This window comes from Aeromonas sp. MdU4, assembly GCF_041929505.1.
In the GTDB taxonomy this organism is placed as follows: Bacteria; Pseudomonadota; Gammaproteobacteria; order Enterobacterales; family Aeromonadaceae; genus Aeromonas.
In genome coordinates, this window is record NZ_JBHFMW010000031.1 from 35,227 (window position 1) to 48,526 (window position 13,300).

10 protein-coding genes are annotated in these 13,300 nt (G+C 57.6%); 9 read left to right on the forward strand and 1 reads right to left on the reverse strand.

What is annotated here, in order from left to right:
• Positions 1-34 precede the first annotated feature (34 nt).
• The gene (ald, locus tag ACE1BR_RS18655; RefSeq protein WP_374872920.1) at positions 35-1,150 is read right to left on the reverse strand and encodes an alanine dehydrogenase; all 1,116 of its coding nucleotides are present in this window, start codon (positions 1,148-1,150) and stop codon (positions 35-37) included.
• A 150-nt stretch (positions 1,151-1,300) separates the two neighbouring features.
• Here ald and lrp point away from each other — a divergent pair, with 150 nt between their 5' ends.
• The 9 genes from lrp (at position 1,301) to ACE1BR_RS18700 (ending at position 13,081) form a co-directional block, all read left to right on the forward strand.
• Positions 1,301-1,792 (forward strand): leucine-responsive transcriptional regulator Lrp, encoded by a 492-nt coding sequence (gene lrp, locus ACE1BR_RS18660; RefSeq protein ID WP_005300047.1) that lies wholly within the window; start codon positions 1,301-1,303, stop codon positions 1,790-1,792.
• Between the two features lie 202 nt (positions 1,793-1,994).
• Positions 1,995-4,511: a DNA translocase FtsK 4TM domain-containing protein gene (locus ACE1BR_RS18665; RefSeq protein ID WP_374872922.1), complete on the forward strand. Its 2,517-nt coding sequence runs from the start codon at positions 1,995-1,997 to the stop codon at positions 4,509-4,511.
• A gap of 80 nt (positions 4,512-4,591) precedes the next feature.
• Positions 4,592-5,200 carry an outer membrane lipoprotein chaperone LolA gene (gene lolA / locus ACE1BR_RS18670; RefSeq protein ID WP_374872924.1) on the forward strand — a complete coding sequence of 203 codons (609 nt, stop codon included), beginning with the start codon at positions 4,592-4,594 and terminating at the stop codon, positions 5,198-5,200.
• Positions 5,200-6,537 (forward strand): replication-associated recombination protein A, encoded by a 1,338-nt coding sequence (locus ACE1BR_RS18675; protein WP_374872926.1) that lies wholly within the window; start codon positions 5,200-5,202, stop codon positions 6,535-6,537. Before lolA ends, ACE1BR_RS18675 begins: the two co-directional genes overlap by 1 nt.
• Before the next feature lie 306 nt (positions 6,538-6,843).
• Positions 6,844-8,139, forward strand: coding sequence for a serine--tRNA ligase (serS, locus tag ACE1BR_RS18680; protein WP_374872928.1), 1,296 nt, complete (start codon positions 6,844-6,846; stop codon positions 8,137-8,139).
• A gap of 233 nt (positions 8,140-8,372) precedes the next feature.
• Complete coding sequence (locus ACE1BR_RS18685) at positions 8,373-9,962, forward strand: AbgT family transporter (RefSeq protein ID WP_374872930.1); 1,590 nt, start codon at positions 8,373-8,375, stop codon at positions 9,960-9,962.
• Between the two features lie 123 nt (positions 9,963-10,085).
• Positions 10,086-10,574, forward strand: coding sequence for a CvpA family protein (locus tag ACE1BR_RS18690; RefSeq protein WP_374872932.1), 489 nt, complete (start codon positions 10,086-10,088; stop codon positions 10,572-10,574).
• 21 nt (positions 10,575-10,595) lie between these two features.
• Entirely contained in the window at positions 10,596-12,116 is a 1,521-nt protein-coding gene (gene purF, locus ACE1BR_RS18695) for an amidophosphoribosyltransferase (protein WP_374872934.1), read from the forward strand.
• A 206-nt stretch (positions 12,117-12,322) separates the two neighbouring features.
• Positions 12,323-13,081, forward strand: coding sequence for a tRNA-(ms[2]io[6]A)-hydroxylase (locus tag ACE1BR_RS18700; protein WP_374872936.1), 759 nt, complete (start codon positions 12,323-12,325; stop codon positions 13,079-13,081).
• Positions 13,082-13,300: the final 219 nt, after the last annotated feature.

The window sequence follows — 13,300 nt, forward strand, 5'->3', positions numbered from 1 at the left end:
TTACTCATCGTTGCCTGGCTCGCGCCAGCGCGGATCAGTTCAGCAGGGTCAGGGGATCCGTGTAGGCAAGGCCATGAGCAACGGCAACTTCTTTGCAGGTGAGCTTGCCATTCATCACGTTCAGGCCGTGGCGCAGATGCACGTCTGTCAACAGGGCATCACGGTAGCCTTGTTGGGCCAGCTTGATGATAAAGGGGAGGGTTGCGTTGTTAAGCGCCACGGTCGAGGTACGTGCCACCGCCCCTGGCATGTTGGCCACGCAGTAGTGCACCACCTCATCGACGATGAAGGTGGGATCTTCATGGGTGGTTGCGTGAGACGTGGCCACACAACCGCCCTGATCGATGGCCACGTCGACGATGGCCGAGCCAGGCTTCATGCGCGCAATGTGGTCACGGCTGACAAGTTTTGGCGCAGTGGCGCCCGGTACCAACACACCACCGATGACCAGATCGGCCGCCAGCAGATGGCGTTCCAACGTCTCGCTGTTGGAGTAGACCACCTTGGCCGCGCCCTGAAACTCGTTGTCGAGACGGCGCAGGGTATCGACGTTGTTGTCGAGGATGGTCACATCCGCGCGCAGGCCGATGGCCATACGAGCGGCATTGGAGCCGACGACGCCGCCGCCGATGATCACCACCTTGGCTGGTTCGACACCGGGAACACCGCCGAGCAGCACACCACTACCGCCACGGGATTTTTCCAGTGCCTGAGCGCCAGCCTGAATAGACATGCGCCCAGCTACTTCCGACATGGGGGCCAGCAGGGGCAGACCGCCACGGCCGTCGGTGACGGTCTCATAGGCGATACAGACAGCACCGCTTTGTAGCAGGGCTTCGGTCTGGGGCAAGTCTGGCGCCAGATGCAGGTAGGTGAACAGGGTTTGGCCCGGGCGCAGCATGGCACACTCGACAGGCTGAGGTTCCTTGACCTTGACAATCATCTCGGCCTTGGCGAAAACCTCTGCTGCAGAGGCCAAAATTTCGGCGCCAACAGCGATATAATCTGCATCACTAAAGCCAATGCCGTTTCCGGCACCGCTTTGGACGAAAACAGTATGGTTTCGTGCTGTCAGTTCACGTACACTGGCCGGAACCATGCCTACGCGGTATTCATGGTTTTTTATCTCTTTAGGTACACCGATAATCATGCTATCCCTCGTCTATCGATTGGTGTTTCATGTTGCCAAAATGTTAACCAACATTTGCGCCTAGTATATTCAGGTATTGACAGGATTTGTGACCATAATTATAAAATGACTGGTGATTCTTACCAAAAAATAGCCAAAGGATGGAATAAAATGATGGAAGCTAAGAGTCGGCTAAAGGATTTGGACAGGATTGACCGCAACATTCTCAATGAACTGCAAAAGGATGGCAGGATCTCGAATGTTGAGTTGTCCAAACGAGTTGGCCTGAGTCCCACACCGTGTCTGGAACGGGTTCGTCGCCTCGAGCGACAAGGTTATATCGAAGGATATGCCGCTATTCTGAACCCTCATTATCTGGATGCATCTCTGCTGGTGTTCGTAGAGATAACCCTCAATCGCGGGGCGCCCGATGTATTTGAACAGTTCAACAAGGCTGTTCAGGTACTTGAAGAGATCCAGGAGTGTCATCTGGTCTCCGGTGACTTCGACTACCTGCTCAAGACTCGGGTAAGCGATATGTCGGCGTATCGCCGCCTGCTGGGGGAAACCCTGCTACGCTTGCCCGGTGTCAACGACACCCGCACCTATGTGGTGATGGAAGAGGTCAAGCAGAGCAGCCGTCTGGTGATCAGCACCCGATAAGGCAGTTTATGCTGTGGCATCTTTTCCATATGAGACACAGTAACAGTCAGAAACGAGCGGCCCGTCCGCTCGTTTCTTCTTGTAAAGATGATTGCAAATATGGCCCCGGCCCATCAGGCACAGGCTGACAATCGGTGGGCTTTTCAGGGATACTAGGCCCCCTTATTTCCTGCATTACATGTTTTCAGAAAGGAGCCGGAGTTTGGCCGATAAAAAGCTGTTTACTCCTTTATCAGGTACACAACGGATCTTCGAAGCCGTCTTGATCGCCATCACCCTGATGGCTGCTTATCTTTTGCTTGCCCTGTTGTCCTATCATCCCGCCGATCCCGGTTGGTCCCAGACCTCGTGGGAAGGGGAGGTGAAGAACCTTGCCGGCAGCGCCGGTGCCTGGCTTGCCGATATCACCATGTTTACCTTTGGTGCCTTCTCCTATTTGGTTCCGCCGCTGGTGGTGCTGTTGGGCTGGAGCCTGTTCTGGCGGCCGAGTCGTCTGCTTGATGTGGACTATCTCACCCTAGGGGTGCGGATCATCGGCTTTATCCTGACCGTGCTCGGCATGTCGGCCATTGCCAGCATGAACTTCAACGATCTGCAGAACTTCTCCGCTGGTGGTCTGGTGGGGGATGTGATTGCCTCTGCCGTGGTGCCACTGTTTGGCGGGGTGGGTGCCAACCTGATGCTGCTCTGCTTTGTGGCAACCGGTATCACGCTCTTCACCGGTTGGTCCTGGCTGACCATCGTCGAGCGTATCGGTGCCGCCTGTACCGGTTCAATCAGCGCCATCTACCACTTCCCGGGCACGTTGGGCCGCTGGTTGACCGGTGGTTGGCGTCAGCCTCGTAACGAAGGTCCCGATCCCCTGCTTGAAGGGGGAGTTGGTGCCATCGAGCTGGATGATGAGGACGAAGACGATCCCCACAGTAACTGGAGCCCCCGCGCCAAGGGCAAAAACCAGAAAGGTTCCAAGGAGGAGTGGTTGCCAGAACTGGACGACGACACCTTCGAGTTTGACCCGCAGTTTGATGATGAGGATGACGAGCCCTCGCCGGTGGTCAAGGCCAAGAAGGCCGCTCCTGCCAGCACTCGTCGCCAGAGTGCCCTTGCTGTCGCCGATGATGAGGATGACGAAGATCTCGACCTGCCGTGGGCCGAGGGCGAGGATGCACCGGTTGCCCCTGTCGTTGCCATGCCGACCAAGCCAAAACGCCGCGTACAGGCCAACCTGCCGCCGTTGCCGAGCCTCGAGCTGCTGGACCGTCCGCCAGCCAAGACCCAGATGATGAGCAAGGATGAGCTGGAGCGCATGGGTCGTCTGGTGGAGGCCAAGCTTGCCGATTACAACGTCCAGGCCAAGGTGGTCGGCGTCTATCCGGGTCCGGTTATTACCCGCTTTGAACTGGATCTGGCGCCCGGCATGAAGGCGAGCAAGATCACCAACCTCTCCCGCGATCTGGCCCGCTCTTTGTCGGCTAGCAGCGTGCGGGTGGTCGAGGTGATCCCCGGCAAGACTTTTGTCGGGATCGAGCTGCCCAACCGGGTGCGCCAGACCGTTTACCTGCGCGAGACTCTCGACTGCGATGCCTTCCGCGATAGCCGCAACCCGCTCACCATGGGCCTGGGCCAGGACATTGCCGGTGAACCCGTGGTGGTGAATCTGGCCAAGATGCCTCACCTGCTGGTGGCCGGTACCACCGGTTCCGGTAAGTCGGTGGGCGTGAATACCATGATCATCTCGATGCTCTACAAGTCATCCCCCGATGATCTGCGCTTCATCATGATCGACCCCAAGATGCTGGAACTTTCGGTCTACGAAGGGATCCCGCATCTCCTGACCGAGGTGGTAACCGACATGAAGGACGCCGCCAATGCCCTGCGTTGGTGTGTGGGTGAGATGGAGCGCCGCTACAAATTGATGTCGGCGGTCGGGGTGCGTAACCTCAAGGGCTACAACGACAAGGTACTGGCTGCCATTGCAGAGGGTGAGCCGCTGCTCGACCCGCTGTGGCGTCCGGGTGACTCCATGGATCAGATGCCGCCGGAGCTCGAAAAACTGCCGCACATCGTGGTGGTGGTGGACGAGTTTGCCGACATGATGATGATCGTTGGCAAGAAGGTGGAAGAGCTGATTGCCCGTATTGCCCAGAAGGCGCGGGCCGCCGGTATTCACCTTATTCTGGCGACCCAGCGTCCGTCGGTGGATGTCATTACCGGTCTTATCAAGGCCAACATCCCGACCCGCATTTCGTTCCAGGTATCTAGCAAGATCGACTCGCGTACCATTATCGATCAGGGCGGTGCCGAATCCCTGCTCGGCATGGGCGACATGCTCTACATGCCGGCCGGTACTTCCAACCCGACCCGGGTGCACGGCGCCTTTGTCGATGACCACGAGGTACACAAGGTGGTTGCGGACTGGAAACTGCGCGGCGAGCCGAACTACATCGACGAGATCCTCTCCGGCGAATCTGGCGGTGAAGGTGGCAGCGGCGAATATGGCGGTAGTGACGATGAAGAGCTCGACCCCCTGTTTGACGAAGCGGTCGCCTTTGTGGTGGAGTCACGCCGCGGCTCGACCTCCAGCGTCCAGCGCAAGTTCAAGATCGGTTACAACCGGGCCGCTCGCCTCATCGAGCAGATGGAGAATCAGGGCATCGTGAGCTCGCCGGGTGGCAATGGTCAGCGCGATGTGCTGGCTCCGCCACCGGTGCGGGACTAAGGTACACCCTTTCACTATTATCCTGGCCATGCCCCTTGCGGGCGTGGCCTTTTATCGAGATGGTCGTTATGAAAAGCATGATGAAAAAACAGCTGTTGATCGGATCCATGCTGCTGGTTGCCAGCAGCCAGGTGTGGGCCGACGCGGCCAGCGATCTCAAGCAGAAGCTGGCGAGTGTCAGCCTCTTCTCCGCCAAGTTCTCCCAGACTGTCTATGACAGCAAGGGCAAGGAGTTGCAAAAGGCCAGCGGCGATCTGCTGGTACAGCGTCCCAACCATTTCAACTGGCATACCACCTCGCCTGACGAGAGTCTGATCGTGGCCGATGGCAAGGATGTCTGGGTTTACGATCCCTTTGTCGAGCAGGTGACTGCGCTCAAGCTCAAGGATGCGGTGCTCAATACCCCCTTCGTACTCATCACCGGCAATGATGACAAGTTGTGGAAGAACTATGACGTCACTCTGCAGGGGGATGTCTACACCGTGACCAGCCATGATCCGAGCGAGCTCATCGCCTCTTTCCGTATCACCTTCGATCGTGAGAACAACATCAGTCGCTTCGATGTGAAAGAGGCGCAGGGGCAGTGGACCGAATTTACCCTCAATAACTTCAACCGCAAGCCGGCGCTCAAGGGCAACGAATTTGTCTTCAAGATCCCGAAGGGGGTCGAGCTGGATGATCAGCGCTGATGAGTAATCTGTCGCTGGATTTCTCATCGGACTTTCGTCCGCTGGCGGCCCGGATGCGGCCGCAAAATCTCGACCAGTATATCGGTCAGCAACATATCCTGGGGGCTGACAAGCCCCTGCGCAAAGCAATCCTGGCGGGGCACTGCCACTCGATGATCCTGTGGGGACCTCCTGGTACCGGCAAGACCACGCTGGCGGAGCTGATGGCTCACTACTGTCAGGCGGAAGTGGAGCGACTCTCGGCGGTGACCTCCGGCATCAAGGAGATCCGCGCTGCCATCGACAAGGCCAAAGAGAACAGCTGGCGCGGGGTGCGCACCATCCTGTTTGTGGATGAGGTGCACCGCTTCAACAAGAGCCAGCAAGATGTGTTTTTGCCCCACATCGAAGATGGCACTATCACCTTTATCGGTGCCACCACCGAAAACCCTTCGTTCGAACTGAACAACGCGCTGTTATCCCGGGCCCGGGTCTATCTGCTCAAGCGGTTGGAAGAGAGCGACATCCTCGCCATGATCGATCAGGCGATGCAGGACCCCCGTGGCCTCAATGATCCGGCCCTTGCCTTTGCCCCCGGCGTCAAAGAGGCGCTGGCCAAAGCGGTGGACGGCGACGGGCGCAAATCCCTCAACTATCTGGAGCTGTTGGCCGACATGGCCGAAACCGATAGCACAGGGGGGCGGGTGATCGACAGCGCCTTGCTTGCCGCCGTGGTGGGGGAGCATGTGGCCCGCTTCGACAAGGGGGGCGATCACTTCTACGACCTCATCTCGGCGGTGCACAAATCCATTCGCGGCTCGGCGCCAGATGCGGCGCTCTACTGGTATGCCCGTATGGTGAGTGCCGGTTGCGATCCGCTCTATATTGCCCGCCGCTTGCTGGCGATTGCCTCGGAAGATGTAGGCAATGCCGATCCGCGCGCCATGCAGGTGGCGCTATCTGCCTGGGATTGTTTCCATCGGATCGGACCGGCGGAAGGGGATCGGGCCATCGCCCAGGCGATCGTCTATCTCGCCTGTGCACCCAAGAGCAATGCCGTCTATACCGCCTGGAAGGCGGCGCTCCATGATGCCAAAAATCTGCCCGACTTCGAGGTGCCGGTGCATCTGCGTAATGCCCCGACCAAGTTGATGAGCGATCTGGGCTATGGCGCCGAGTATCGTTATGCCCATGACGAACCGGGTGCCTACGCCGCTGGCGAGCAGTATTTCCCGCCCGAGCTTGCTGGCAAGCAGTACTACCAGCCCACCGATCGCGGCCTTGAAAAGCAGATCGGCCAGAAGCTCGATTATCTCCACGAGCTGGATCGACAGAGCCCACGGCAACGGGACAAATAGTCCCGTTGTCACCCGGGATGGCTGAAAATTGGTCAGATGTTTGAATAATGGGTGACGATAGCGCGTCAAAGTCGGTAAAAACGACACAAATAGTCCCTGTTCGGGCGGGGGGGCGGTCTGCTACACTGCCCGTCTGACCCCGCTTGTCTTGGCCTGGTGCCATCTTCTTGATTTCGAAGGCCAGATTTTTAAGGCCCGATTCTGAAGACGATTGGGGTGCGCCAACCGATGTTAACTTCCGGATCTGTTTCCCAGCCCGTCATGATGACCCAGGCCCAGATCCCATTTAAAAAAAGTAGGTAAACCATGCTGGATCCCAAATATCTGCGCAGCGATATCGAAGAGGCTGCCGCTCGTCTGGCGACACGTGGCTACGTTCTGGACGTAGCGGCTGTCAATGCTCTGGAAGAGAAACGCAAGGATCTGCAGTCCCGTACCCAGGAGCTGCAGGCTGAGCGCAATGCCCGCTCCAAATCCATCGGTGAAGCTGCCCGTCGTGGTGAAGATGTTGCCCCGCTCAAGGCCGAAGTGACCAAGATCAACGACGAGCTGGAGACCAGCAAGGTCGAACTGGATGCCCTGCTGGCCCAGCTGAAAGCCATCGCCGACGCTATTCCCAACCTGCCGAGCGAGACCACCCCGGTGGGTCGTGACGAGAACGACAACGTGGAAGTGCGCCGCTGGGGTACCCCGCGTCACTTCGATTTCCCGGTACGCGATCACATCGATCTGGGTGAAGCGGCCAAAGGCGTGGACTTCAAGAACGGCGTCAAGCTCTCCGGTACCCGTTTTGTGGTGATGAAGGGTCAGATTGCCCGTCTGCACCGTGCACTGGCACAGTTCATGCTGGATCTGCACACCCTGCAGCACGGTTACACCGAGTGCTACGTCCCTTATCTGGTGAACCCGGACAGTCTCTATGGCACCGGTCAGTTGCCGAAGTTTGCCCAGGACCTGTTCAATACCGGTATCGAAGGGGAAGGTGAAGAAGAGGGCAAACTGCGCAAGTTCTCCCTGATCCCGACCTCTGAAGTGCCGCTCACCAACATGGCCCGTGACGAGATCTTTGACGCGCAAGAGCTGCCGATCAAGATGACCGCTCACAGCCCCTGCTTCCGCTCTGAAGCCGGTTCCTACGGTCGTGATACCCGTGGCCTCATCCGTATGCACCAGTTCGACAAGGTTGAAATGGTTCAGCTTGTTCACCCGGAGAAATCCTGGGAAGCGCTGGAAGAGATGGTGGGTCACGCCGAGAAGGTGCTGCAACTGCTGGAGCTGCCGTATCGCGTGATGGCGCTCTCTACCGGTGACATGGGCTTCTGCGCCTCCAAGACTTACGATCTGGAAGTGTGGCTGCCAGCCCAGAACACCTATCGCGAGATCTCTTCTGTCTCCAACTGCACCGATTTCCAGGCGCGCCGTATGCAGGCTCGCGTGCGCATCGATGGCAAGCCGCAGCTGCTGCACACCCTGAACGGCTCCGGTCTGGCTGTGGGTCGTACCCTGGTCGCGGTGATCGAGAACTACCAGCAGGAAGATGGCCGCATCGCCATCCCGGCTGCGCTGCAATCCTACATGGGTGGCCTGACCCACATCGGTTGATGTTTGACCCTCAATGTAAAAAGCCATGGTTAGCCATGGCTTTTTTGTATCCAAAATATATGTTCATGTTGCATTCAGAGAGAAAACGGTAAAAGGCTCGCAGTCAATTAATCGAGGATTGATTGCGGTCGGTGACCAGGATATGTACCACTCCCTTGTTCACATTCATTAGCAGTGCAGGCATATCGGCTGCATCGGCCGGTAGCATGTTTCAAATGAATAAGGAGTAATGCATGACGTCGAGGACGACACCGCTGGCGCCCACTCGCCCCAGCCTGTTCAACCGTTTTCTCAATGGGGTGGAGTGGCTGGGCAATTTGCTTCCCCATCCGATCACCCTCTTTGCCATCTTCTGTGTGACGCTGATCCTGGCCTCCGGCATTGCCGCCTGGTTGGGGGTTAGCGTGCTGGATCCCCGTCCGGAAGGTTCTCCCGGTCGCAGTGCCGATGGCGTGATCACCGTGATTAGTCTGTTCAGTGCCGATGGTTTGCAACGGATTGTATCCAATCTGGTCACCAACTTTACCGGTTTTGCTCCTCTGGGTACCGTGCTGGTCGCCCTGCTTGGGGTGGGGATCGCCGAACACTCCGGGTTGCTCAGTGCGGCCATGCGCGGGTTGGTGATGAGTGCCTCGCGCCGGATGGTGACCTTTACCGTGGTGTTTGCCGGTATCATGTCCAATACCGCAGCCGAGCTGGGTTATGTGGTGCTGATCCCCTTGTCTGCCATGATTTTCCATTCGCTCGGGCGTCATCCGCTGGCAGGTCTGGCTGCCGCCTTTGCCGGGGTATCCGGAGGCTATTCCGCCAATCTGCTGCTTGGTACCGTGGATCCGCTGTTGGCAGGGATCACCCAGATCTCGGCACGCATCATCGATCCGGGATATGTGGTGGGCCCGGAGGTGAACTGGTATTTCATGTTCGTCAGTACCTTCCTGATTACGCTGTTGGGTGGCTGGGTCACCGAGCGGATCGTGGAGCCCAAGCTTGGCAAATATGATCCCAGTGATGCCAGTGTGGTACTGGATCAGAAAGCTGAACCCCTCAGTTCGCAGGAGAAGCGAGGCCTCTGGGCTGCGCTGGCCGCTGTGCTGGTGGTGAGCACGCTGCTTGCCCTGACGGTGGTGCCGGCAGATGGCATCCTGCGTCACCCCGAGACTGGCGCCATTGCAGGCTCGCCTTTCTTGCACGGTATCGTTGCCTTTATCTTCATCTTCTTCGCCGTGCCAGGCTTCGTTTATGGCAAGGTGGTGGGCACCATGAAGAACGATCAGGATGTGATCAAGGCCATGTCCGGCAGCATGAGCACCATGGGCATGTACATTGTGCTGGTGTTTTTTGCCGCCCAGTTTGTCGCCTACTTCTCCTGGACGAATTTTGGCACCGTGTTTGCCGTAAAAGGCGCCGAGCTATTGCAATCATTCGGGTTGACCGGCCCCGGCCTCTTCTTCGGGTTCATCCTGATGTGTGCCTTCATCAACTTGATGATTGGTTCGGCCTCTGCCCAGTGGGCTGTGACCGCCCCGATCTTCGTGCCCATGCTGATGTTGATTGGTTATTCACCCGAGGTGATCCAGGCGGCTTACCGGATTGGTGACTCCGTTACCAACATCATTACCCCCATGATGAGCTACTTTGGGCTGATCCTAGCGGTGGCGGTGCGCTATCAGAAGTCGCTTGGCATTGGTACCCTGATTGCCACCATGCTGCCTTACACTCTGGTCTTCCTAGTAGGGTGGAGCCTGCTCTTCTATGTCTGGGTCTTCATGCTCGGATGGCCGGTGGGGCCTAGCGCCTCGACCTTCTATCAGGTCGGAGGTTAAGGTTATGAAGGGCGCCATACTGGCGCCCTTGTCATAGGGGAGGGGGATGCGGCGAAACTTTCCCAAGCATTGTGCAATCGTTTTTGTTAGACTGCGCCGCAATTTAGCAGGACATCTTTTTCTATGGTCTGGATTGATTACGCCATCATCGGCATCGTTGGTTTTTCTGCTCTCATCAGCCTGGTGCGTGGCTTCGTCAAGGAGGCCATGTCTCTCGTCACCTGGTTCGTCGCCTTCTTTATTGCCAGTCATTTTTATCCCGATCTCGCCGTCTATTTCACCTCGTTTTCCGATGCGTTGGTCCGCAACGGTCTGGCTATCGCCGCACTGTTTGTAGCGACCCTGATCCTTGGCAGCGTGGTCAACTATGTGGTGGGTCTGCTGGTGGACAAGACGGGACTCTCAGGTACCGATCGGGTTCTGGGAGTCTGCTTCGGCGCAATTCGCGGGGTGCTGATCGTCAGTGCCCTGCTTTTTTTTATGGATACCTTCACCAGCCTCTCCCAGAGCGACTGGTGGGTGGCGTCCAAGCTGGTGCCCGAGTTCAAGCCGGTTATCCAGTGGTTTTTCGGGTTCGTGTTGAACTCATCCAGTTTTCTTAAACAGGTATAGCGACTTCGAGGTAGCAAAGACATGTGTGGTATTGTCGGTATAGTTGGCACCACCCCCGTCAATCAGGCCCTCTACGACGCCTTGACGGTGTTGCAGCACAGGGGACAGGATGCCGCCGGGATTGTGACCATTGACAGTGGGAACTTCCGGCAACGCAAGGCCAATGGCCTGGTGAAGGACGTGTTTGAAGTGCGCCACATGCAGCGTCTGCAGGGAAACATCGGCATAGGTCATGTCCGATATCCCACCGCAGGCAGTTCAAGTGCCGCTGAAGCCCAACCTTTTTATGTCAACTCTCCCTACGGCATGGTGTTGGCCCATAACGGCAATCTCACCAACGCCAAGGAGCTCAAGGAGCAGCAGTTCAAGGTCGCCCGTCGTCACATCAACACCACCTCCGATTCGGAAGTGCTGCTGAATGTGCTGGCCCATGAGCTGGATCTCTGCGACAAGATGGCGCTGGCGCCAGCAGATATCTTCGCGGCGGTGCGCAGAACCCATCAGCAGATCCGCGGCGCTTATGCGGTTGTCTCGCTGGTGATTGGTCATGGCCTCATCGGGTTCCGTGATCCCAACGGTATTCGCCCGCTGATCCTCGGTCGTCGCCAGGACGATCAGGGCCAGGTGGAGTACATGCTCGCCTCCGAGAGTGTGGCGCTCGACGCCATCGGTTTCGAAACCGTGCGCGATATCGCACCGGGCGAGGCCATCTACATCACCGAGCAGGGCCAGCTCTTCTCCGAGCAGTGTGCGGAGAACCCGCAGATGAGCTCCTGCATCTTCGAATATGTCTACTTTGCCCGTCCCGATTCGTGCATCGACAAGGTGTCGGTCTATGCCGCCCGCCTCAACATGGGTCGCAAGCTGGGCCAGAAGATTGCCCGTGAGTGGGAAGATCTCGACGTCGATGTGGTCATTCCCATCCCCGAGACCTCCTGCGATGTGGCGCTGGAGATAGCCCACACCCTGGATCTGCCATACCGTCAGGGCTTTGTGAAAAACCGCTACATCGGCCGTACCTTCATCATGCCGGGCCAGACCCAGCGCAAGAAGTCGGTGCGTCGCAAGCTCAACGCCATCAGCTCCGAGTTCAAGGGCAAGAAGGTGTTGCTGGTGGATGACTCCATAGTGCGTGGTACCACTTCCGAGCAGATCATCCAGATGGCCCGTGAAGCAGGGGCTGCCAAGGTTTACTTCGCTTCGGCGGCGCCGGAAATTCGTTTCCCCAACGTCTATGGCATCGACATGCCTACCGCCAACGAGCTGATCGCCCATGGCCGCGAAGTGGAAGAGGTGTGTTCACTCATCGGTGCAGACGGCCTGATTTTCCAGGATCTGGAAGATCTGGAAGCAGCTGTGCGGGAGATCAACCCGGACCTGCGTCACTTCGAGACTTCGGTGTTCAACGGCCACTACGTCACCTCCGACGTGGATCAATCCTATCTCGATCACCTCAACGCCCAGCGCAACGATGACTCCAAAGCGGTGCGTGAATGGCAGGAAGGCACCAGCAATCTGGAAATTTTTAACGAAGGCAGTTAAACGTTTTCTTTTTTGCCTGATGCGATAACGACAATGGGGGCCTTGGCCCCCATTGTCGTTGCTGTCTTCTATTACCTGTGAGGATGAGAAGATATCTGTTTGAAAAACATCCGTTTATCTGGCCGGATATGGGCACGGCCAGCGGGATCCGCTAGCATAGGGGCCACCTTGTATGACCGATACGCTTTTAACAGACGAGAGTTCAGATGGATGATCTGCTAGCCCCAGTGCGCCAGTTTTTGCAGTGCGAGACCCCGGATGAGTGGGTGGAGATGGCGCGGGAGCCAGCCCGGTTGCCGACGTTACTCATCGATCATGCCAACTGCGAGACCAAAGCCGCGCTCACCGCCCACAGTCTGGTGCGCCGCTACTGCCTGCCCAAGGGCAAGCGCCATCTGCTACCTCAGCTGGAGTTCTATCGCGAACTGGACGCGATTCCCGAGAAGGCCGAGATCTTGGGCAAGCGCACCATGGGCGAGTCTGACCGCACCGTCTTTGCCGAGCTGGAGCGCAATCCGCTGTTGTTTCCCATGGTGCGGCTCATTCAGGAAGAGCTGCATCACTTCGAGCAGGTGCTGGAGATCATGCAGGCCCGTGGCATCGAGTATGGGCCGGTCACCGCCTCTCGCTACGCCCGGCAACTGATGCAGCATGTGCGTACCCATGAGCCTGCCACCATTGTCGACAAGATGATCATCGGCGCCTACATCGAGGCGCGCTCCTGCAAGCGGTTTGCCAAGCTGGCTCCTCATCTGGACGAGGAGCTGGGGCGCTTTTACGTCTCCCTGCTGCGCTCCGAGGCGCGCCACTATCAGGATTACCTTGCTCTTGCCGAGCAATACGCGGGGGAGGACATTAGCGCGCAGGTGGCCTTCTTTGGCAAACTGGAAGCCGAGCTTATCTGCTCGCCGGATCCGCAGTTCCGGTTCCATAGCGGCCTCCCTGTCACATCTGACAGTTGTTGACGCACCGGGGTGGGAATACTATTGCCATGTTCCTACTACGAGCGACAAGTAGTTACTTTGAGCGCAATTCCCGGCCCTGAGCCGGGATTTTTTTATCTGTCGTTGGCCTGCAGTATTTGGCTTCCTATGCTAAATCCCCGGCTATTTTTGCGCGTATCTCTCGCGGTTAAATCCTGTTCGGTCAACCTGTCGTAGTGGCGAGAAAGTGCTCATTCAAGC

What these genes read in the sequence shown, in the direction of transcription:
- ald (WP_374872920.1), bottom strand. Translation starts at nt 1,150, where the DNA reads ATGATTATCGGTGTACCTAAAGAGATAAAAAACCATGAATACCGCGTA.
- lrp (WP_005300047.1), top strand. Translation starts at nt 1,301, where the DNA reads ATGATGGAAGCTAAGAGTCGGCTAAAGGATTTGGACAGGATTGACCGC.
- lolA (WP_374872924.1), top strand. Translation starts at nt 4,592, where the DNA reads ATGAAAAAACAGCTGTTGATCGGATCCATGCTGCTGGTTGCCAGCAGC.
- ACE1BR_RS18675 (WP_374872926.1), top strand. Translation starts at nt 5,200, where the DNA reads ATGAGTAATCTGTCGCTGGATTTCTCATCGGACTTTCGTCCGCTGGCG.
- serS (WP_374872928.1), top strand. Translation starts at nt 6,844, where the DNA reads ATGCTGGATCCCAAATATCTGCGCAGCGATATCGAAGAGGCTGCCGCT.
- ACE1BR_RS18685 (WP_374872930.1), top strand. Translation starts at nt 8,373, where the DNA reads ATGACGTCGAGGACGACACCGCTGGCGCCCACTCGCCCCAGCCTGTTC.
- ACE1BR_RS18690 (WP_374872932.1), top strand. Translation starts at nt 10,086, where the DNA reads ATGGTCTGGATTGATTACGCCATCATCGGCATCGTTGGTTTTTCTGCT.
- purF (WP_374872934.1), top strand. Translation starts at nt 10,596, where the DNA reads ATGTGTGGTATTGTCGGTATAGTTGGCACCACCCCCGTCAATCAGGCC.
- ACE1BR_RS18700 (WP_374872936.1), top strand. Translation starts at nt 12,323, where the DNA reads ATGGATGATCTGCTAGCCCCAGTGCGCCAGTTTTTGCAGTGCGAGACC.